Source organism: Congzhengia minquanensis, from assembly GCF_014384785.1.
In the GTDB taxonomy this organism is placed as follows: domain Bacteria; phylum Bacillota; class Clostridia; order UBA1381; family UBA9506; genus Congzhengia; species Congzhengia minquanensis.
Genome location: NZ_JACRSU010000001.1, coordinates 159,972 through 180,543 on the forward strand (window position 1 = coordinate 159,972; position 20,572 = coordinate 180,543).

Consider the following 20,572-nt stretch of genomic DNA (forward strand, 5'->3'; position numbering starts at 1 on the left):
CGACATATGTTTCTTGTTCGTGTCGTTTTTGTGCAATGAGAAACTTTCAGTCCGATCATGAGTTTTATATTCTGCGTTCCGAAAAAGACGGCTTAAAATGTGAATATATGCTCCAGCGGGGTTTTTCCGAAGGGGTTGCTCACAGCCGCATCTACCATTCCCACTCCGTTTTCGAAATTTTTTTCGTCGTTTCGGGCCTTGTTCGTCTTTTCATTCAGGAACATGATGTAACACTTTTGCCTGGGGATATCCTAATTATTCCGCCCAACTGCGTCCATTTTGTTTTCGCAGATACGTCCTCTTTAAAAAGAAGCTTTCGTTTTCTCTTTTCCGCCGCAGAGGAAAACTGTGCCGCCGGCTCCCTTTTTTCTGAATTTTCCTCGTTTTTCAGCTCCATAAAGGACTATTACATTGTAAACGCTCCGGATATTTATCATTCCTACATAGAGCCTGCAATCCGCAACTTTCACAACGGCTTGCCGGACGATACTGTTGAACCTCTGCTTCTGCTTGCACTGACGCACATTGCAAGACAAAATCATGTTAACAAAACCGATGGAACAAAAAACTGGTCTGACAGCCACAGCATTATTATCATTGAAGAGTTTTTAAACAGTAACTATCATGCGCCATTAAAGCTTTGCGATATCGCGGCGCTTCTCCATTTAAGTTGCCGCCAAACAGAACGTGTGATAAAAAAATTGTTCCACACCACATTCTGCGGACTTGTTACACAAAAACGTCTTACAATTGCGAAATATATGCTGAAAGAAACGGATATTCCAATTTATAAAATTTCCGAAATGGTGGGATTTTCCAATCAGAGTTATTTCTTTCGTAAATTCCGTGCATCGGAACATGACACTCCAAACAACTACCGCAGAACAAAAAAGGCCGTGCGTTAACCGCACAGCCTTTTTAATAGAGCCTTTTAAGCCCCGCCCTTTACCAATATGCTTTTATTTTGTTCTTCGTAATCATTCTCGCCAAAGCTTCCATGTAGAAATAATCGCCCCATATGTTGCACTCGTCCACCCCGCCGTTGTGCGGTTTGGAATAGGTAGCATGTAGCAAAAGGCCGTTAGATTCCGGAATGTCTTTCGTCAGGTAGTTGTCTATTAACGAATTCATAATGTGGTTTGCCGCGCTCAGATAGGTTGCACGCTGGCTTTCATCATTTAACACCTCCGCCGCCTCAAGCAGTCCACAGACCGCGATTGCTGCCGACGAGCTGTCCCGCGGCTCGCTGCCTTCGGTAAAATATAAATCCCAATAGGCCACATAGTCGTCGGGCAGTCTGTTTAAATAATAGTTGGCAACCGGCACAAACAGCTCCTCTGCCTTTCTGTTCTTTTTATACATATGCGTCAGCATCAGCCCGTAAATGCCCCAGGCCTGCCCACGGGACCAGGTCGAGTCGTCGGAAAAGCCCTGGTGCGTCGCGCCGCACTTGGGCGCTCCGGTTTCTTTGTCAAAATAAAACGTATGATATGTAGATCCGTTGCTTCTAATAATATTGTCCGCTGTGGTGTTAAAGTGATGAAAGGCCATTTCATCATAAGAGGCATCGCCCGTCACTTCAGCCGCCCAATATAAAAGGGGAATATTCAGCATACAGTCGATGATCAAACGGTAGGAGTCCTCCTCACCTACGTTGCCCCAAGCCTGAATAAATTTTCCCTTTTCACAATATCTGCTCACCAAGTGTTTTGCGGCAAGCAGAGCCGTATTTTTGGCCTCAACATTGCCAGTCAGCTTATATGCCGCCACACAAGAGGGGGTGAACAAGAATCCCATGTCGTGGTGGTTCACTCCCAGCTTTTCCGTAATCCGTTTGGTGTAGGTGGGAATTTGAGCAAGTGCGGTTTCCTTGTATGTTTCCTTCCCGGTAAGCTCATAGGCCAGCCAGAGAATTCCGCTCCAAAACCCTTCGTTCCAGCCATCGTTGTTTTCCATGGGAAAATAAACATTGTGTTCGCTGGCGTGGGACGGGAACATTGTGCGGAATGTTTTTAGATTTCCATCTATTTTTTTCAATGCCTCGTTTAAGGCGTAGTTTAACTTTTCCTTTGAAACTGTAAAGCCCGGCTCATATCTTTCAGGCTGCCGAATCTGTTCTGTTTGAACCACTCTCGTCTCCCCCATTTTAAAAGAATTTTATTTATACCGTCTTTTCATCCATACGACTAAGCCCCATACGCAAATGCCGACGGGAATGAACACCACCAGCACAATGAACCACGGCCAGAACTGAGAGTTCGGCATGGTTAAACTGCCCTGAGGAAGCTCTTTTGCGCGCACCGTAATGCCCGCTTCGCTCCCGCGCATCCAGTTGATGGAGTTTAGCAGCAAGTCCTCATTTGCAAACCTTGTGTCGCCGATGAGCGTGTCCATGGTATAACCGGAGCCGCTGACCAAAAGCTTGCCTGTGAATTCTTCTTCGTTTAAGGTATATGCTTTGCGGGTAGCGGCAACTAAAATATCAAACGTGCCGCTTTTATCGTCTGATGTTTGATTTTCGCCAATGGTTGCTACGTCTTTTAAATATGCGTTATTTGAGGTTTTTAAAACCGGGGTAATCTCTACCGTTCCCGGCTTGTCCCCTGCAATTTCAAGGCTGTTCGACGCAGAATAAAGCACGCTTCGTTTGCTGGTTTTAATCGGCGAAACAATTTCGCTGTCAGTAAGCTCTGCCAAAGCCATAATGCCGTATTTCGCGGCAGTCTCCTGGGCAGACTCCAATTTGTTCGACATGTCAACCACAACGCCATGGTTCCGCTTAATTGCCCACTCGTTGGCAAGATAGCTTTCCAGCCTGGGAAGCTCCGCATTCGACGCCAGCGGGTCAAAATAAATTTGTACGTTGCCGCCCCGGTCTAAAAAGGCGTCTAATTTGTCAATTTCTTCTGCAGAAAAGTCGCCTGTGGGAGAATTAATGACCACCAGTGTTTTTTCGTCTGCTGGAATATCTTCTTTTAGCAGGTCGACAGACTTTATGTTATAGTTATACATTTTTAAAACGGACTCAAATCCGGAATTTGTTTTTTCACCGTGGCCTGTGGTCATGGTAATGGAAGAAATTTTAAACCCGTCCACAAACGAGGCCAGTTTGTTCGTAATAATGCGCTCAATATTACTGGTGCCCTCGGTGGAAATGTAAGACGAAGCTTCCGCCGTGTCGAACTGGTCACCCTGGGCAAAAATCATGGCATAGTGGGGGTTGGAAATGGACTTAATCGCCTCAGAATAAGGCGCCAAATCTGTGGGGTTGTTGGCAAAGTCCACGGTTTCCATTTTAATTTTGTCGTTTCTCTGGGTATATTTTTCAATAATGTCTGTGAGAAGCATCATATCTTCTGTGGTCTGACCGTTATACAGCACCACAATTTTTGTGTCATCCGTCACGCGGTCAACAATTTCTTTTGTTTCGTCGGTCAGCTCATAGATTTCATCCCGGGTCAGGCTCACTTTCAGCGGGATTTTGCTGTCAAACGCCACTAAAACCGCGTTTAACAAAACCGTCACGAGAACGGCGCCAACTATGATAACAGAGGAGTTAATTAAGTATTTTATTTGTTTATTATTTTTCATTTTCCTACCTCCAGCGCCTTTTCTCAATCACCCGAATGGTGAGCAGAATAAACAGTGCGGTAATACTCAAAAAATACACCAGCGGAACAATGTTCAGTGTTCCGGCAGCAAAGTCGGAAAACCGGGCGTTAATATTTAGAAAATTCAAAACACCGTTTAAAAATGTTCCCAAAAAGGCAAATGCACCGTTAAACAGAGTGGTAAAATCAACCCTGATGCTTCCTGCAAAGGAGAGCACGCCAACAAGCGCAAGGGTCGCAACCGCGGCAATTACCTGGCTTTGCGTAAGCGATGAAATGAACATTCCAATTGCGGTAAGCATTGCGCCATAGAGCAAAACGCCGAAATATCCCACCAAAGACTGTGCCACCGCCGGGTTACCATAAAGCTTCATGAACACTAAATAAAGCAGCGTTGCGCCCACGGCAATTGCCAAAACTGCAAGGCCGGACAAAAATTTTCCGAACACAATTTCCGACACTTTAACCGGAGACGTGAGCAGAAGCTGGTCGGTTTTGAGTTTACGTTCTTCCGAAAACATTTTCATGGTTAACAGCGGAACAGCCACAATGAAAATGTAGCAGTTGCTCATGAAATATTTCGTCATGATTGTAGTTCCAAAATTAATATTGGTTCCGAAAAATACCAGGGAGGAAAACGCCAGAAATAGGCCCAAAAAGATGTAGCCCAGAGGCGACTTAAAGTAGGACTCAAACTCCCGTTTAAAGATTGCTTTCATCGCTGTCATCCTCCTTGTTTGTTTCTTTCTTTGCGGCAACAATTTCAATGCTGCTTTCGTCAATGTCTGCAAAGGAGGCAATATTTCTGTCCTTTGCGGTCACCTCCAGGAAAATGTCCTCTAACGACAAGTCCACAGCCTGCATGGATAAAATGGGCAGGTTTGCTTTTGCCAGGCCGTTAAAAATCAGCGGACGAACGTCAACATCCGGCTCTGCCTCAACCAAAAAGTCGATTGAGCTTTTCTCTTTCCGGCCTAAAGATTTTACATATTTTACGCCGTGGACAGCGCCAATAATATCTAAAACCGACCGCTCGTCGCCGGCGACCCGCAGACTGAATTTGTTTTCGTTTGACAGCGTTTTTGCCAAATTGTCCGGGCTGTCAATTGCGGCGATTTTGCCTTTGTTAATAATGACAACACGCTCGCACACCGCCTGCACCTCCTGCAAAATGTGGGAGGACAAAATTACCGTGTGGTGTTTTCCAAGTTTTCTGATCACATCGCGGATTTCGATAATCTGCATGGGGTCAAGACCCACGGTAGGCTCGTCTAAAATTAAAACCTCTGGGTTTCCCACCATTGCCTGGGCTAAACCAACCCTTTGTTTATACCCTTTCGAGAGGTTTGCAATGAGCCTGTCTGCCACGTCGGTAATTTTCACTGCGTTCATAATTTCTGCAAGGTGTTTTTTTCTGTCTGTTCCGCCAGCCTTTTTCAGGTCGAAAACGAAGTTTAAGTACTCGCGCACCGTCATGTCTGTGTAGAGCGGCGGCATTTCCGGTAAGTATCCGATTTTCTTTTTCGTTTCCACCGGATTGTCCAAAATGTCCAGTCCGTCAATTAATACCTCGCCGCTGGTAGCAGACAAATAGCCTGTTAAAATATTCATGGTTGTGGATTTTCCTGCACCGTTCGGTCCAAGCAGTCCTAAAATTTCGCCTTGCTTCACCGTGAAGGAAATATGGTCGACGGCCTTATTCTCGCCGTATTTTTTCACCAAGTTTTTGATTTCGATCATAAAATGACCTCCTGAATTTCATATGCGGAAATATCCTATCCAAATAGAACATTTCCGCATATATTGTATCATATCATGTTATTGTGTTTGTGAACAAACCGTTAATTTTAATTTTTTTCTTCCGGCAAATCCAGCTTAATGTGAAGCTCAGCAAGCTGTTTTTCGTCCACAGTTCCCGGCGCCTCGGACATAAGCTCCGACGCGTCTTTCACTTTCGGGAAAGCAATAACATCGCGGATGGAATCACGTCCGGCAAGCAGCATTACCAGCCGGTCTAAGCCGTAGGCCATGCCGCCGTGAGGGGGCGTGCCATACTGGAAGGCACCCATTAAAAATCCAAACCGTTCCCATGCTTCCTCTTTGGTGAAGCCAAGCTTTTCAAACATTTTCTGCTGAAGCTCGGTGTTAAAAATACGCAGGCTGCCGCCGCCAACCTCTGTTCCGTTATACACCATGTCATATGCTTTTGCGCGGACTTTTGCCGGGTCTGTGTCTAAAAGCGGAATGTCTTCGTCTTTCGGCATGGTGAACGGATGGTGTTTTGCAACAAACCGTTTTTCCTCTTCGCTGTACTCAAATAACGGAAAATCTGTTACCCACAAAAGGTCGCAGGAATTTTTATCAATCAGGTCAAACCGTTTTGCAAGCTCTAAACGAAGCGCTCCCAGCGCGTCATAAACAATTTCATTTTTGTCGGCCACAATCATAATGATGTCGCCAACCTCTGCCTCCATACGGGAAAGTATGCCGTCAATCTGCTCCTGAGAGAAGAATTTTGTAATGGGAGATTTTAATTCGTTCTCGCCAATTACAATCCAGGCAAGGCCTTTGGCGCGGTAGGTTTTCACAAAGTCTACCAACCCGTCTAAATCGCGGCGGGAAAACTTTGCGTCTCCGCCCTTGCAGTTAATCGCACGGACGCTGCCGCCCTTTTTCACCACGTCGGTGAACACTTTAAATTCACTGTTTGCCACAATGTCTGAAATGTCTTTCAGTTCTAAACCAAACCGTGTGTCAGGCTTGTCGGATCCAAACCGGTCCATTGCCTCCTGATAAGGAATTCTTCTAAAAGGCGTTTTTAAGTCAATGTCCTTCAGTTCTTTAAACAGCCGTTTCATCATTCCCTCGTTGATCGACATTACGTCGTCTTCGTTTACAAAAGACATTTCCAGGTCAATCTGGGTGAATTCCGGCTGACGGTCTGCCCTTAAATCCTCGTCGCGGAAGCATTTCACAATCTGATAATACCGGTCCATTCCCGAAAGCATTAAAAGCTGTTTATAAAGCTGGGGAGACTGCGGCAGCGCGTAAAACGAGCCGGGGTGAACACGGCTGGGCACCAAATAGTCCCTCGCGCCCTCTGGTGTGGACTTTTGCAGCATAGGCGTTTCAATTTCCAAAAAGCCGTTTTCGTCATAATAGCTGCGGGCAATTTTACACACGTTGTGACGCAGTTCCATTAAGCGCTGCATATCGGGCCTTCTTAAATCCAGGTATCTGTATTTTAAACGGACCTCTTCCCTTACATTGCTGTTTTCTTCAATGTAAATCGGGGGTGTTTCCGCTTTGGACAAAATACGCAGTTCGCTCATTCTAACCTCAATTCGGCCGGTTTTAATTTTATCGTTTACGGTGTCTTCATCACGCTTTACAACCTCGCCCAAAGCGGCCAGCACATATTCACTGCGCACCATGTCTGCCTTTTGAAACACCTCTTCGCCGTCTTCAATCCGTGCCACAAGCTGCAAAATTCCCGAGCGGTCGCGCAAATCAATAAAAATTACGCCGCCTAAGTTACGGTAAACCTGAACCCAGCCCATTACGGTTACTTTCTTGCCTACATCTTCAAGCGTCAGCTCACCGCAGCGGTGGGTGCGCTTTAGTCCAACCATTGTCTCCATGCTTATTCGTTCCTCCATTTATTTTATCTTGTCATTGTATTCGTCTTAATAAATTCTGCCAAATGATCAAACGGCACGTTATCTGTTTCTCCGGTCTGCATATTTTTCACAGACGCGCTTTTCGCTGCAATGTCATCGTCGCCAATCACCGCCGAAAACTGCGCGCCAGTTTTATTGGCATATTTCATCTGGGCTTTCACACTGCGCGACAAATAGTCCCGCTCGGCACTGATGCCGGCGTTTCGCAGGCCGTAAACCAGTTTTTGCACAAACAAATCTGCCTGCTCCCCAACGTTTGCAATAAAAATATCCGGCCGTTCCAGGTTCTCCGGAATCAGGTCAAGGCTTTCTAAAACCAGCAAGAGCCGCTCTAAGCCCATGGCAAAGCCAACGCCCGTCATTTCAGGGCCGCCGATTTCGGCAATCAGCCCGTTATACCGTCCGCCTCCACAGATGGTGCCCTCGGAACCCTTGTTTTTCGAGATAATTTCAAACACGGTTTTCGTGTAGTAATCCAACCCTCGCACAATTGTGGCGTCAATCTGATATGGAATTTCCATCACTTCAAGATAGCGCTTTAATTGCTCAAAATGCGCCGCGCAGTCTTCACAAATATTGTCTAACAATACTGGCGCATGGTTGTAAATCGCCTTACAGGATTTCACCTTGCAATCTAAAATGCGAAGCGGGTTTTTCTCATACCGCTGGCGGCAGGTTTCGCACAGCTCGCCTAAATGAGGTTTAAAAAACGCTTTTAACTTTTCGTTATAGGCCGACCTGCATTTTGGGCAGCCAATGCTGTTAATGTTCAGTTCAATTCCCGTAACGTTTAAGCGGGAAAACACCTGCATAGCAAGAGAAATCACCTCAGCGTCTACGGCCGCGGTGTCCGCACCCATTACCTCAACACCAAACTGGTGAAACTCTCTAAGGCGGCCTGCTTGGGGTTTTTCGTAACGAAAACAAGGATATAAATAATACAATTTGGTAGGCTGGGGCTGTGCGTAAAGCGAACTCTCCACAAAGCTTCTTACAATTGGCGAGGTGCCTTCGGGCCGCAACGTTACGCTCCGGCCGCCCTTGTCCAAAAACGTATACATCTCTTTTTGCACCACATCTGTGGTGTCACCCACGCCGCGCTCGAATAGCTCGGTGCTTTCAAACATGGGCGTTCTGATTTCCTTATAGCCAAACTCCAAACAAATCTCTTTAATTTTATCTTCTATCAAATGCCATCGGTAGCTTTCAGACGGCAAAATATCGTGTGTACCGCGGGGGGCAATAATCATGTTTTTCACAACCTTTCACAGGGGACAAAAATACAAACAATTTTAATTATTATATCACAATTTTTCCCAAAATGCAAATATTTTACTCTGCAATTTCATCTAAATGAAGCGTAAGCAGCTTTGAAACGCCTTTTTCCTGCATGGTAACACCGTAAATTACATCGGCGGCTTCCATCGTGCCGCGCCTGTGGGTTACAACAATAAACTGTGTGTTGCCGCTGTAGCGCTTAATATAGTCTGCAAAGCGATAAACATTCACATCGTCTAAAGCCGCCTCAATTTCGTCTAAAAAGCAAAAGGGCGTAGGGCGGGTTTTCAAAATGGCAAACAACAGCGCAATGGCAGAAAGCGCCCGCTCCCCGCCGGACAAAAGGGAAAGGCTTTGCAGTTTTTTCCCCGGAGGCTGCACGTCAATGTTAATGCCGCTTTCTAAAATATTATCCGGGTCTTCTAAGGTGAGCGCCGCAGTTCCGCCGCCAAACAACTCTGTAAACGTCCCTTTAAAATAACCTGCAATTTCACGAAACTTTTCTTCAAACTCTGTCCGCATTACCTTTGTCATGTCGGTGATAATGCCGGTCAGGTCTTTTTGTGCTTTCAGCAAATCGTCCCGCTGTCCGCTTAAAAATTCATATCGTTCAGAAACGGCTTTATATTCTTCAATTGCATCTACATTTACGTTGCCAAGGCCGCTGATTTTACGCTTTAAAGAAACAATCTCCTTAGAAACCTCCTGAGGCGTGCCCAGCTCTTTTTTGTAAGGAAGCGCATCGGAATAGGTCAGCTCATATTCCTCCCAAAGGTTGTTAATGGTGTTTTCCAGCTCTGTTTCTGCTTTTACCTTTCTTTGCGAAAGTCTGCCCTGCTCGTCTGTTAGGGTAAACACATCTTCCCTTAACGCTTTTATTTCGGCAAGCAGCGCCCTGTCTTTTTCGTCAAAATCCTTTTTCTCCGTTTGAAGCTTTGTGTTTTCTTCGTCCAAACGTGCAACCTCTGCCGCGCCAGCCTCTGTTTCTTGCTGCTTCTGCTCAATTTCCAAAAGCAAGCTTTTGTTCTTCTCGTTAATATCTTCAATTTCGCTTTCGTGCAAAGCCGCATTGGTTTCACAGGAGGAAATTTCCTCAGCAAGCTGAGACAGCCTTGCGGAAATGACCTCTAAGTCTTTCACTACGCCAGACCGCAAAATATTCTGCTGGGTAATCTGTTCCGAAATCTCCTGTTTTTTTGCAATGGCCTCGGCCACGCCGGACTCCTTTTGCTGAATCTCATCGTGTTTTTCAGAAATTAACTGTTCTTTTTCGACAATTTCCTGTTCAATTTCTGCCTGACGCGAAACGGTTTCTGCAATTTTTGCATCTAAGCTCTGCAGTTCTTCTTCCACACGCCGCCTTGCCGTGTCAATTTGGTTCAACAAAAGTTCGTTGTGAGATTTATCACGCTCTAAAATCAAAATCCCACCGCTGTTGTCGGAAATCGCCTCTGCGGTTTTTTTCATCTCCTCCGCAGTTTTTGCAATGGCGGTATTAAGTGCCTTTTCCTCGTCTTCAAGCGTTTCAATTTGCCGTGCAAGCTTTGGAATCTCTTCGGCTAAGGATTTTATTTCATTTTCGCGCCCCATCAGCGACGCCTGTCGGTAAAAGCTTCCGCCGGACAAGGAACCGCCCACATTCAGCAATTCGCCCTCTAAGGTTACTAAGCGGTGGGTGTTCTTAAACTTTTTAGATATGGCAATGGCATGGTCAATATTGTCGATAACCGCCGTTTTTGCCAACAAAAATTTCACCACGGGCAAAAACTGTTTTTCGCAGGTTACAAGGTCGCAGGCCATGCCCAAAAAGCCGTCTTCTCCTGCAAGCTTTGCTTCCGGCTCCTTATATTTTAACGAAGACAGGGGCAAAAACGTTGCCCGGCCTGCGTTTTTTGATTTTAAGCACGCAATGGCCTGCTTTGCGTCGTTTTCTGACTTCACCACGATGTTTTGAACCGCGCCGCCCAAGGCAATTTCAATGGCGGTGTTATAGTTTGCAGGCACTTTTATCAGTTTTGAAACAGGGCCATAGATTTGGACAGACGCAAGCGCACCGTTTTCATGCTCCCGCAAAACGGTTTTAACCGATTTTGCATACCCCTCGAAGCTCTGTTCCATGGTTTCCAAAAGCTTTCTGCGAGACCGTTTTTCGCTCAAGGATATGGTCAGGCTGCTGCGCTCCTGCCGCATCCGGCTCATGTCGTTTTCTTGCCTTTGCCGTGTTTCACGCAGCATTTCCAGCTCCTGTTCAGTTTTTTCCCCAAAGGCTGCTTTGCGCTGAATTTCTGCTTCAATCTCTCTATTTTTATTAAAAATGCTCTGCCGCTCGCCGCTGCGGTCGCTCGCCTCGCTCTCTATGGTTTCTTTCCGTGCAAGATAGCTATCCCGTGTAATTTTCTGATTGGAAAGGGCAATTTTCAGTTCACTCAGCCGCTCAATCTGCACGGCTACAAAGCTGTTCAGTTCTTCAATTTCACTGTTTTGTTCCCCGGCGCCGCTTTCAGCTAAGACACTCAGCTCTGTTAATCGGTCGATTTCTTCCTCAATTTGTAAAAGCGTTTTTTCTTTTTCTGCGGCTTCCTGCTCTGTGCCGCTTCTCTGGGTTAAAAGCGCTTCTTTTTTTCCCATAATTTCTTTCAGTTCGTTTTGAATGCGCTCCGTCAGCGTCTCATTTCCTGCAATGGTGTTTTTTAAAATATCAATTTCACCTTTTTTAATAGAGATGCTTTCAGAAAGCTCCCGGGTTTTACGGGATGTTTCCTGGGCTGATTCCTCTCTGTCCCGCGCCGCCTGGTAGAATTCTGCCTGGGTGCGCTCCGCATTATCAGCCGCATTTTTTGCTTCTTCCAGCTGTTTTGTAACAACGCCCAGCTTTTCGTCCAGCCCGCCGATTACATCGTTCGCGCCCTCAATAATCCGAAGCGCGTCGTTAACCTCATAGGTTTTCAGTTCCTCTTTAAAGGTCAAATATTTTTTTGCCTTTTCCGACTGAATTTTTAAAGGCTCCACCCGGTCCTCAAGCTCCGCAATAATGTCGTAAACGCGGTCTAAATTTTCGTTGGTGCGGACGAGCTTGCGCTGCGCCTCTTCCTTTCTGTACCGATATTTTGAAATGCCGGCGGCCTCTTCAAAAATCTGTCTTCTGTCGTCCGATTTTGAGGATAAAATTTCCTCAATTTTTCCCTGTCCCACCATGGAATAGCCGTCGCGGCCAAGACCTGTATCCATAAAAATTTCGTGAATGTCTTTTAAACGGCAGGCAGACTTGTTAATCATGTATTGGCTTTCGCCGGACAAAAACACCTTTCTGGTGACCTCTACCTCGTCGAATTCAATGTGGAAAGTTCTGTCTGAATTGTCCAAAATCAGCGTAACCTCCGCAAATCCCATGGGGTTTCTCTTTTGCGTGCCGCTGAAAATAACATCCTCCATCTTTGCTCCGCGGAGCATTTTTGCGCTCTGTTCGCCCAGAACCCAGCGAACCGCGTCAGAAATATTGCTTTTTCCGCTGCCGTTAGGACCGACAATTGCGGTAATTCCGTTTGAGAAGCTCAGCGATATTTTATCGGCAAACGATTTAAAGCCGTTGATTTTTATTCCTTTAAGACGCATGTTCCGCCGCCTTTCCTGTGACTAGTTTAAATTTCTGCGGCAAGACGGTTTCGTCCTGCACAAATTTTATGGTATAGCCCAATTGCTTCATTTTTTTTATATTTGCTTTGTTGTTCCCCACAAATGCGGAAAGCGAACGGGGATTTACGGCAATTAAGCAGTCCTGGTGCACCGCTTCCTTTAATCTGCAAAAATTAAGTTCGCTTTGCACCAGCTCGCCGAATGCCGGGTGATAAGGCCCGGCAACCACGTCGTTTTCGGGACGGATATTGTCTGACGACATGAGCCCCATACGGATCACTGCAATGTTATTTTGGTCAAACATCTGCTTTAAACCGGCGCAGAGCACAACCGCCTCCTCCAGGCTCTGGGGCACATACTTCCCCGCTTCATAGAGCTTTGCAAGATAGGTACCCTTTAACACCAAAGTGGGATATATCCGCACGCAGGAGGGGGTAAGGTCAATGATTTGTTTTGCCGTTTCGCGGCTTTTTTCCACCGTGTCTTCAAAAAGCCCCGTCATCATTTGAAGTCCCAGCTTTAAGCCGCCCGAAATGATAAGCTCAGAAGCACGGACGGTGTCTTGACTGGTGTGCCCCCTGTGGTTTGCTGCAAGCACCCTGTTGTCCATAGACTGGGCGCCCAGCTCAACCGTTGTCACACCGTAGGCTTTTAGCATGGAAACGGTTTCTGCATCAATATAATCCGGCCGGGTAGACAGCCTGACAGACGTTACGCTGCCCTCTTTCACATAACCGTATGCCACCGAAAGCAGCTGCCGCTGCAGCTCCTTTTCAATTCCTGTGAAGCTTCCGCCGAAAAAGCCAATTTCAACATTTGCCCCTTTCGGCACAGTTTTTAAAGAGTCGTTAATAATTTCGTCCGCTTTTTGGGGCGTTACCGTTTCGCTGTGCCCGGTAATTTTCCGCTGGTTGCAGAAAGAGCAGTCGTTAGGGCAGCCCATGTGCGGCACAAAAATCGGGATTGTTTTATGCTTCATCACTTTTGCTTGTCCGCTCTTGTTTTAATTAACGCGTTCTGTGCCGCCTTTTGCTCCGCTTTTTTCTTGCTGGTGCCCTCGCCCGTGCCCATTAGCGTCCCGTTTAAATAGACGTTCACCACAAACAGTTTGTCATGGTCCGGCCCAGACTCGCTCTGCACCTCATATTTAATTTCTACGTCGCCGTTTTTCTGAACGACCTCCTGAAAATCGGTTTTATAATCTTTAAACATCTTGCCTCTCGACGCGTCTAAAATGGTTTCATAAAGCTGGCCCAAAATCCATTCCCGCACGGTTTCTAAGCTGCTGTCCAAATAAATTGCAGCAATGAGCGCTTCAAACGCGTCGGCCAAAATAGACATGCGCGTTCTTCCGCCTGTGTGTTCCTCGCCGTGTCCTAAAATCAGGTAATTGCCCAAATCAATGTTCACGGCGCACTCCCACAGGGAACGTTCGCAAACCACGGCGGCCCGCATTTTTGTCAGTTTTCCCTCCGGCAGCTTGGGAAAGTTCTCAAATATATAGCGGCTGACGACAAGTCCCAGCACCGAGTCGCCCAAAAACTCCAGCCGCTCGTTAAACGGAATGTGTTTTGACCTGTTTTCGTTGGCGTAGGAGCTGTGCGTCAGCGCAACCTTTAAGTATTCACAATTGGTAAATTTATAACCGATAATTTCCTGAAATTCTTTTAAAGCGTTCATATTCCCTTCCTTTCAAAACAAAAAGCAGGCATAGCCTGCCGTGCCGCCCGAATGGCGTTTTGTGCTAAAATAAAAGCACTTTTTTGTCTAAAACGAAAATAAACGCATAAATTCGCTTCTTACAAAGCTGTAGGAAACAGATTTATACGTTCCATGCGTTTTTGGGGAGGGCCTGCAAAACAGCCCCTCCCATCTTCTTACTGGTTGTTTTTAATATAATCAACTGCATCGTTTACAGTGATAATTTTCTCTGCTTCCGTGTCAGGGATTTCCATATCAAAAGCTTCCTCAAGCGCCATAATCAGTTCAACAACGTCTAACGAGTCGGCTCCCAAATCGTCAATAAATGCCGTATCAGGCTTTACAGCGCTGGCATCAACGCCCAGCTGTTCCACAATAATATCGCGCACCTTTTCAAATTCCATTGCTTTCACCTCCAAGCCGTGACATATGATTCCTCTTAGTTATTTATATATCAAACCTATGAAGTTGTCAATAGGATTTTTATAAAAATTTAAAAATTTATGGTTGGTCCAATTATATAATATGTAGAAAAGTAGGATAAGTTCACATTTTTGCTGCATCCTGATCTTGCTGTTGTGCGTAAAGCGCCTTTAAATCGGCGTTTAAACCGGTTTCAGAAAAAACAACCGCGCTTCTGACTGCGTTTTCAAAGGCCTTTGCGTCTGAGCTTCCGTGAGCCTTAATCACAACGCCGTCAATTCCCAAAAGCGGCACGCCGCCATATTCCGAATAGTCCAGCATGGACTTCAGTTCCTTAATGTGCGGTTTCATCATCAGTGCAGAAATTTTTGTGGCCAGCGTTTTCATAAAGCTTTTTTTAATCAGACCAAACAACGCCGAGGCGGTGCCCTCAATTGCCTTTAGGATAATGTTGCCCGTGAACCCGTCACAGATAATTACGTCGGCAAAGCCCGCTGTCAGTTCCCTCGACTCAATATTGCCACAAAAGTTAATGTTTTTGTTTTCTTTCATCAGGGCATGGGCTTTCTGTGAAAGCTCATTGCCCTTATGCTCCTCGGTGCCGATATTCACCAGATATACTTTTGGATTTTGAATGCCCAGAATTTTTTCCGCATACAACGAGCCCATCTGGGCGAACTGCTCTAAATTTTCAGGCTTGCAGTCCGCATTGGCGCCCACATCCATAATCACGCTTTTGGTGTTGTTCACCGTGGGCATAAACGCCGTCAGTGCCGGGCGGCGAATGCCCTTAATGCGCCCAAGCACATGAAACGCCCCGGCAAAATATGCACCGGTGTTCCCCGCGCTCACCACAGCGTCGGCTTCACCGTTTTTGCAAAGCGAAAGCGCTACCATCATGGAAGAATCTTTCTTATGCCGTACTGCATCTACGGGAGCGTCCTCCCCGTCAATCACTTCAGACGCATGTTGAATGGTAATTTTGCTGCCGCTATATCCGGCTTGGGCCAGTTTATTTTTTAAAATGGTTTCGTCTCCAACCAAAATAATTTCACAGTTTAAGTTTAAAACCGCCTGAACGCTGCCTTTTACAATCTCGTCGGGCGCATTGTCGCCGCCAAAGGCGTCTACAGCGATTCGCATACCAATCAGCTCCTATACACAGTTATTAAAAATATTATATACTGTCTGAAAAAAAATAGCAAGTTTTATTTTCTGAAGTGGCTGTAAATATTCTCCGCCGTTGTTCGGCTGACACCTGCTTTTTTAAGCTCCTCAATTTCAGCATTTTTTACGGCGCCGATAGATTTAAAATGCATAAGCAGCTTTTCCGCCGTTTTACGCCCCACCCCGTCTATTGCTTCCAGCGCGGAGCCCTTCATGCGTTTACCCCGCAAATTGCGGTGATATTCAATGGCAAAGCGGTGCACCTCCTCCTGTATTGCCGACACCAAGCGAAACTCCTCTGACCGTGGTTTTAGGCCCACACGGCTGCCGTCAGACTTCAAGAGGGCAGCGGTTCGGTGCTTGTCATCTTTCACCATTGCAAATAGCGGAATGTCGGTGTCAGTCAGTTCCAAAAGTTCTGAAATAACAGAAAGGTGCCCTTTTCCGCCGTCTAAAAAGATGCAGTCGGGCAGCGGCAGAAATTTTGCTTTTTCTTTCAAAAGCTCCCCCGTTTCAATTTGTTTTTCTTCCTCACGGGCATGTTTTAAGCGGCGCAAAATCATTTCCGCCATGCTGTGATAATCGTCTCCTCCCATGGCGGTTTCAATTTTAAATCTTCTGTAATAGCGTTTTGCAGGCTCCCCGTTTACAAAAACAACCATGGAGCCTACATTATCTTCCCCGGCAGTGTTGGATATGTCGTAAGACTCAATTCGGTAAGGCGGGGACGTAAGCCCCAGTTCTTCCTTTAAATCTAAGATCAGCCGTTTTACACCCTTCCTGCCCTCGGCATTTTTCAGCATAAAATTCAAGGCCGCCTGCTTGGCGTTTTTGTTGGCCATTTCCACCAACGCCTTTTTTTCTCCCCGCTGAGGTGTGCGAATTTTTACACTGCGGCCGGAAATCTCGGAAAGCCATGAGGACAGAAGTTCTTCGTCTTCACATTCATATTGAACATAAATATTCTGCGGCACAAAGTCTGCATCCTGGTAAAACTGCTTTAAAAAGCTGGAGGCGGTTTCCCCCTCTGTCATTCCTGCGGTGTTGGTCATCACCGTGTCACGCCGTCCCATGAGCCGGCCGGAACGAATGAAAAACACCTCTACAAACGTTCTGTTTTCCTGGCTATAAAACCCGATTACGTCCTCGTCGGCATGCCGGTCTGAAACAATTTTCTGTTTTTTCTCCATCTGACGGATGCCGCCAATTTTGTCACGCAGCGAGGCCGCGCGCTCAAATTCCAGGTTCTCCGCCGCGGCGTTCATCTCCTCCGTCAGTTTTTCCAAAAGCTCTGTTGCGCCGCCGCCTAAAAATAAACAGGCCTCCTTAATCCGTTCGTTATATTCCTCTTTGCTGATGGGAATTTCGCAGGGTGCACAGCATCTTCCAATCTGCGCGTTGATACACGCCCGCTTTTTCCCCAAATCTTTCGGCAAATTAATTTCACAGGTAGGAATCTGAAACAGCTTGCAGGCTAAATCCATGGCCTCGCGGACGGCTGTCCCGCCGGAATATGGCCCAAAATATTTTGCCCCGTCCTTTTGCATCCGACGCACGAACCGAATGCGCGGATACTCCTCATTTGTGGTAACTTTAATATAGGGGTAGTTTTTGTCATCCTTCAACAAAATGTTGTAATAGGGGCGGTATTTTTTAATCAGGTTACATTCTAAAATCAGGGCTTCCAATTCGCTGTCGGTTAAAATATATTCAAACGTGTCCACATGAGAAACCATAGCCGCCACCTTGGGCGCGTGCCGCTCTGTGTTTTGAAAATATTGCCGAACGCGGTTTTTCAATACCTTTGCCTTGCCCACATAAATAACCTTGCCGGTTTTGTCTTTCATAATATAAACGCCCGGGTCGCCCGGTAAATTTTTCAGCAGTTCCTTGTCAACCATATTAAGCCCCCTTAACGCCGGTCTGTGCGCTGTATATAGTTTTGTGAAAAAAAGGAAGGGATATGCGATAAAATCACATATCCCTTGATTGCAAGCTCTTTTTTTAGTCGCTGAAATTCGATTCTATCAATTTCTCAAGTGCTTCAATCGCTTCTTTTTCGTCTGTACCGTCTGTAATAATCGTTATTTCCATACCCTTGGTAATGCCTAAGGACAAAACGCCCAAAAGGCTTTTCGCATTTACGCGGCGGTCGTCTTTTTCCACCCAGATGCTCGATTTAAACTCGTTGGATTTTTGTATAAAAAATGTAGCCGGTCTTGCGTGCAGACCTACCTGGTTTTGTACAACAATTGTTTTTGATAACATAAAAATTCCAGCTCCTTAAAAGATATTCCCTGAGACTATCTAATATTTAGAATACTAAATATTTTACCCAATGTCAATAAATAAAAACAAATTTTGTGAATAATTTGTATATTTTCTTATATTATATACTGTATTTTTATCAATAATAGATACTTAAAAGTCAAATTTATCCGCAAAATAAGCGTCAAGTCCGTCAATCGGAAGCGTTACCTGTTCCATAGTGTCCCGATCGCGAACGGTAACGGTACCCTTTTCTAAGGAATCAAAATCATATGTCACACAGAAAGGTGTTCCAATTTCGTCCTGTCTTCTGTAACGCTTGCCGATGCTTCCAGCATCGTCATAATCACACATATATTTTTTAGAAAGCATACCATAAAGTTCCATAGCGCCGTCGGAAAGCTTTTTCGAAAGCGGAAGAACTGCAATTTTCACAGGAGAGAGCGCCGGATGAAGCCGAAGCACGGTTCTTGTTTCCTTCTCGCCCTCTTCCTCGTCATAGGCGTCAACCAAAAAGGCCAGCGTCACGCGGTCTGCTCCCAACGAGGGTTCAATACAGTATGGAACATATTTTTCGTTTGTAACAGGGTCGGTATACTCAAAGTTTTCGCCGGAATGGGTTGCATGCTGCTTTAAGTCAAAATCGGTTCTGTCTGCAATGCCCCACAACTCTCCCCAGCCAAAGGGGAACATAAACTCAATGTCGGTGGTAGCGTTGCTGTAGTGGGAAAGCTCTTCAGGGCTGTGGTCGCGCATTTTAATATTTTCTTCCTTTACGCCTAAAGACATCAGCCAGTTTTTACAAAAGTCTTTCCAATAGGCAAACCACTCTAAATCCTCGCCGGGCTTGCAGAAGAATTCCAGCTCCATCTGCTCAAATTCCCTTGTTCTGAAAATAAAGTTTCCGGGTGTAATTTCGTTGCGGAACGACTTGCCCACCTGTCCGATTCCGAAAGGAACTTTTTTTCTGGTTGTGCGCTGCACATTTTTAAAGTTTACAAAAATACCCTGCGCAGTTTCGGGACGCAGGAATATTTCAGAAGAACTGTCTTCTGTAACACCCTGAAAGGTTTTGAACATCAGATTAAATTTGCGGATATCGGTGAAATTTTTCTTTCCGCATTTGGGACAAACGATGTTGTTTTCAGTGATAAAGGAAAGCATCTTTTCGTCTGACCAGCCGTCCACCACTTGCGGTTCGCATTTTTCAAACATAAAGTCTTCAATCAGTTTATCGGCACGGTAGCGCGCTTTGCACTCCTTGCAGTCCATCAGCGGGTCAGAGAAACCGCCCACATGGCCGGAAGCCACCCAGGTTTTAGGATTCATTAAAATAGCCGCGTCCAGTCCCACATTATAAGGGCTTTCCTGAATAAACTTTTTCCACCAGGCACGTTTTACGTTGTTTTTCAGCTCCACGCCTAAAGGACCATAGTCCCACGCGTTTGCAAGGCCGCCGTAAATATCCGAGCCGGGATATACAAATCCTCTGCCCTTACACAGCGCCACGATTTTTTCCATCGTTTTGTCAATGTTCTTCATTTAGAAACCTCCAAAAATTTCAACCCATATTTGTTTCAATAATATAATATATTATATTAAAACAGATGGGCTTGTCAAGCTTATTTCTCAAAATTCTTCAAAAGAGCGTCTTTTCCGCGCCATGAAAAGGGATATTCTTTGTAAATACGTTTAAATTCCCGTTTGCTCATGGCCGAAATTTTCTCCTGTTCCAGGCTGGTCAGTTTCGGCTGCTTCCATTCGTCAATGGGTGTTTGCGGTATGTCCTGATTATGGGGGCAAACTTCCTGACAAACGTCACAGCCATAGACGGATTGCTGTGCGGATAGAATCTTTTTTTGCTTCGCATCTGCTTCTTTTAGCTGGGTAATATAAGAAACGCACCGAAACGCGTTTAGTCCGCCGCCGGAAAGTGCACGCCCCGGGCAAAGCGCTAAGCATTTGCCGCAGCCCATACAAGTTTTGTCAGACGGTGTGTCGGGTTCAAGGGGTAAATTGGTAACGATATAACCGACAAACACATATGAGCCGTATATTTCGTTTATCAAAAGCGTGTTTTTCCCAAAAAAGCCCAGCCCGGCCTGAAATGCCAAATACTTGTCCGCCAACGGTCCGGTGTCCACAAAGGGAGCAAGATTGGCTTTTGGGAACAGCCCTTTGATAAATCCGCACAATTTTTCCAGCCGCTCCATAACTACCGTGTGGTAGTCTGGAATTTGGGCAAATTTTGCGAGGTTTTGCGCTGCGCAAAGTTCGCTGTGATAAGGGAACAGGCACACAACAATGCTCTTTGCTCCGGGCAGCGTTCGCTCCGGCACCGTGCGCTTCTCCAAATCCGGTTCTTCAAAGGCGGGCAGGCCAAAGGTGCGCCGCCTATCCTGCAGAATTTCTCTTAGCTCATTCATCGGTTCTGCCGGGGCAATGCCAGTAAATTCTATTTGCAGCGTTTTCGCAAACGCCTTAATTTTTTCTTTCATTCAAATTCACCTGTGCGAAAAGGGCTGTGCCAACTGGCACAGCCCTATGAGTTCGTTAATTGTTTTCCACGTAATATTTTACAAGCGCTTCTAAAATTTCGTCCCGCTCAACTTTCATAACCAACGCGCGGGCGTTTTTATGGCCGGTAATATACGTCGGATCACCTGACAGAATATATCCCACCATTTGGCTGATTGGGTTGTATCCTTTTTCTAAAAGCGCAGAGTAAACTTCCATTACGATGTTTTTAATAAAATCGTCTCGGTTTGCTCCGAACTGAAACATCTGTGTTGTGTCTAAATCCATGAATAT

17 protein-coding genes are annotated in these 20,572 nt (G+C 45.9%); 1 reads left to right on the forward strand and 16 read right to left on the reverse strand.

Annotated features, from left to right (window positions below; all coding sequences use genetic code 11):
- The first annotated feature begins 35 nt into the window (after positions 1-35).
- Positions 36-905, forward strand: a complete 870-nt coding sequence (locus H8698_RS00750) for a helix-turn-helix transcriptional regulator (protein WP_249310646.1) — start codon at positions 36-38, stop codon at positions 903-905.
- Positions 906-945: 40 nt separating this feature from the next.
- On the opposite strand, the gene H8698_RS00755 is transcribed toward H8698_RS00750, so the two are convergent.
- The 16 genes from H8698_RS00755 to H8698_RS00830 form a co-directional block, all read right to left on the reverse strand.
- Complete coding sequence (locus H8698_RS00755) at positions 946-2,130, reverse strand: glycoside hydrolase family 88 protein (protein WP_249310649.1); 1,185 nt, start codon at positions 2,128-2,130, stop codon at positions 946-948.
- Positions 2,131-2,157: 27 nt separating this feature from the next.
- Positions 2,158-3,591, reverse strand: coding sequence for a Gldg family protein (locus H8698_RS00760; RefSeq protein WP_249310652.1), 1,434 nt, complete (start codon positions 3,589-3,591; stop codon positions 2,158-2,160).
- Between the two features lie 4 nt (positions 3,592-3,595).
- Positions 3,596-4,330 (reverse strand): ABC transporter permease, encoded by a 735-nt coding sequence (locus H8698_RS00765; RefSeq protein WP_177679738.1) that lies wholly within the window; start codon positions 4,328-4,330, stop codon positions 3,596-3,598.
- Positions 4,314-5,351 carry an ABC transporter ATP-binding protein gene (locus H8698_RS00770; RefSeq protein ID WP_249310655.1) on the reverse strand — a complete coding sequence of 346 codons (1,038 nt, stop codon included), beginning with the start codon at positions 5,349-5,351 and terminating at the stop codon, positions 4,314-4,316. Before H8698_RS00770 ends, H8698_RS00765 begins: the two co-directional genes overlap by 17 nt.
- Before the next feature lie 107 nt (positions 5,352-5,458).
- Positions 5,459-7,252 carry an aspartate--tRNA ligase gene (aspS, locus tag H8698_RS00775; protein WP_249310658.1) on the reverse strand — a complete coding sequence of 598 codons (1,794 nt, stop codon included), beginning with the start codon at positions 7,250-7,252 and terminating at the stop codon, positions 5,459-5,461.
- Between the two features lie 23 nt (positions 7,253-7,275).
- The gene (hisS, locus tag H8698_RS00780) at positions 7,276-8,541 is read right to left on the reverse strand and encodes a histidine--tRNA ligase (protein WP_249310660.1); all 1,266 of its coding nucleotides are present in this window, start codon (positions 8,539-8,541) and stop codon (positions 7,276-7,278) included.
- Positions 8,542-8,623: 82 nt separating this feature from the next.
- Positions 8,624-12,181: a chromosome segregation protein SMC gene (smc, locus tag H8698_RS00785; RefSeq protein ID WP_249310663.1), complete on the reverse strand. Its 3,558-nt coding sequence runs from the start codon at positions 12,179-12,181 to the stop codon at positions 8,624-8,626.
- A complete protein-coding gene (locus tag H8698_RS00790; RefSeq protein ID WP_249311488.1) occupies positions 12,171-13,181 on the reverse strand; it encodes an elongator complex protein 3 in 1,011 nt (336 codons plus the stop codon). The genes smc and H8698_RS00790 overlap by 11 nt, the downstream gene beginning before the upstream one ends.
- Positions 13,181-13,882, reverse strand: coding sequence for a ribonuclease III (gene rnc, locus H8698_RS00795; protein WP_249310666.1), 702 nt, complete (start codon positions 13,880-13,882; stop codon positions 13,181-13,183). The genes H8698_RS00790 and rnc overlap by 1 nt, the downstream gene beginning before the upstream one ends.
- A gap of 197 nt (positions 13,883-14,079) precedes the next feature.
- Positions 14,080-14,307 carry an acyl carrier protein gene (acpP, locus tag H8698_RS00800; RefSeq protein ID WP_177677953.1) on the reverse strand — a complete coding sequence of 76 codons (228 nt, stop codon included), beginning with the start codon at positions 14,305-14,307 and terminating at the stop codon, positions 14,080-14,082.
- 142 nt (positions 14,308-14,449) lie between these two features.
- Positions 14,450-15,469, reverse strand: coding sequence for a phosphate acyltransferase PlsX (gene plsX / locus H8698_RS00805; protein ID WP_249310670.1), 1,020 nt, complete (start codon positions 15,467-15,469; stop codon positions 14,450-14,452).
- A 65-nt stretch (positions 15,470-15,534) separates the two neighbouring features.
- On the reverse strand, positions 15,535-17,394 hold the full coding sequence (gene uvrC / locus H8698_RS00810) for an excinuclease ABC subunit UvrC (RefSeq protein WP_249310673.1): 1,860 nt from the start codon (positions 17,392-17,394) through the stop codon (positions 15,535-15,537).
- Between the two features lie 103 nt (positions 17,395-17,497).
- Positions 17,498-17,761 carry an HPr family phosphocarrier protein gene (locus H8698_RS00815; RefSeq protein WP_249310676.1) on the reverse strand — a complete coding sequence of 88 codons (264 nt, stop codon included), beginning with the start codon at positions 17,759-17,761 and terminating at the stop codon, positions 17,498-17,500.
- 153 nt (positions 17,762-17,914) lie between these two features.
- Positions 17,915-19,303 carry a glycine--tRNA ligase gene (locus H8698_RS00820; protein ID WP_249310678.1) on the reverse strand — a complete coding sequence of 463 codons (1,389 nt, stop codon included), beginning with the start codon at positions 19,301-19,303 and terminating at the stop codon, positions 17,915-17,917.
- An 80-nt stretch (positions 19,304-19,383) separates the two neighbouring features.
- The gene (gene queG / locus H8698_RS00825) at positions 19,384-20,259 is read right to left on the reverse strand and encodes a tRNA epoxyqueuosine(34) reductase QueG (protein WP_249310680.1); all 876 of its coding nucleotides are present in this window, start codon (positions 20,257-20,259) and stop codon (positions 19,384-19,386) included.
- A 55-nt stretch (positions 20,260-20,314) separates the two neighbouring features.
- Complete coding sequence (locus tag H8698_RS00830) at positions 20,315-20,566, reverse strand: IreB family regulatory phosphoprotein (protein ID WP_177677751.1); 252 nt, start codon at positions 20,564-20,566, stop codon at positions 20,315-20,317.
- Positions 20,567-20,572 lie beyond the last annotated feature (6 nt).

What these genes read in the sequence shown, in the direction of transcription:
- H8698_RS00750 (WP_249310646.1), top strand. Translation starts at nt 36, where the DNA reads ATGAGAAACTTTCAGTCCGATCATGAGTTTTATATTCTGCGTTCCGAA.
- H8698_RS00760 (WP_249310652.1), bottom strand. Translation starts at nt 3,591, where the DNA reads ATGAAAAATAATAAACAAATAAAATACTTAATTAACTCCTCTGTTATC.
- H8698_RS00765 (WP_177679738.1), bottom strand. Translation starts at nt 4,330, where the DNA reads ATGAAAGCAATCTTTAAACGGGAGTTTGAGTCCTACTTTAAGTCGCCT.
- H8698_RS00770 (WP_249310655.1), bottom strand. Translation starts at nt 5,351, where the DNA reads ATGATCGAAATCAAAAACTTGGTGAAAAAATACGGCGAGAATAAGGCC.
- aspS (WP_249310658.1), bottom strand. Translation starts at nt 7,252, where the DNA reads ATGGAGACAATGGTTGGACTAAAGCGCACCCACCGCTGCGGTGAGCTG.
- hisS (WP_249310660.1), bottom strand. Translation starts at nt 8,541, where the DNA reads ATGATTATTGCCCCCCGCGGTACACACGATATTTTGCCGTCTGAAAGC.
- smc (WP_249310663.1), bottom strand. Translation starts at nt 12,181, where the DNA reads ATGCGTCTTAAAGGAATAAAAATCAACGGCTTTAAATCGTTTGCCGAT.
- H8698_RS00790 (WP_249311488.1), bottom strand. Translation starts at nt 13,181, where the DNA reads ATGAAGCATAAAACAATCCCGATTTTTGTGCCGCACATGGGCTGCCCT.
- rnc (WP_249310666.1), bottom strand. Translation starts at nt 13,882, where the DNA reads ATGAACGCTTTAAAAGAATTTCAGGAAATTATCGGTTATAAATTTACC.
- acpP (WP_177677953.1), bottom strand. Translation starts at nt 14,307, where the DNA reads ATGGAATTTGAAAAGGTGCGCGATATTATTGTGGAACAGCTGGGCGTT.
- plsX (WP_249310670.1), bottom strand. Translation starts at nt 15,469, where the DNA reads ATGCGAATCGCTGTAGACGCCTTTGGCGGCGACAATGCGCCCGACGAG.
- uvrC (WP_249310673.1), bottom strand. Translation starts at nt 17,394, where the DNA reads ATGGTTGACAAGGAACTGCTGAAAAATTTACCGGGCGACCCGGGCGTT.
- H8698_RS00815 (WP_249310676.1), bottom strand. Translation starts at nt 17,761, where the DNA reads ATGTTATCAAAAACAATTGTTGTACAAAACCAGGTAGGTCTGCACGCA.
- H8698_RS00820 (WP_249310678.1), bottom strand. Translation starts at nt 19,303, where the DNA reads ATGAAGAACATTGACAAAACGATGGAAAAAATCGTGGCGCTGTGTAAG.
- queG (WP_249310680.1), bottom strand. Translation starts at nt 20,259, where the DNA reads ATGAAAGAAAAAATTAAGGCGTTTGCGAAAACGCTGCAAATAGAATTT.
- H8698_RS00830 (WP_177677751.1), bottom strand. Translation starts at nt 20,566, where the DNA reads ATGGATTTAGACACAACACAGATGTTTCAGTTCGGAGCAAACCGAGAC.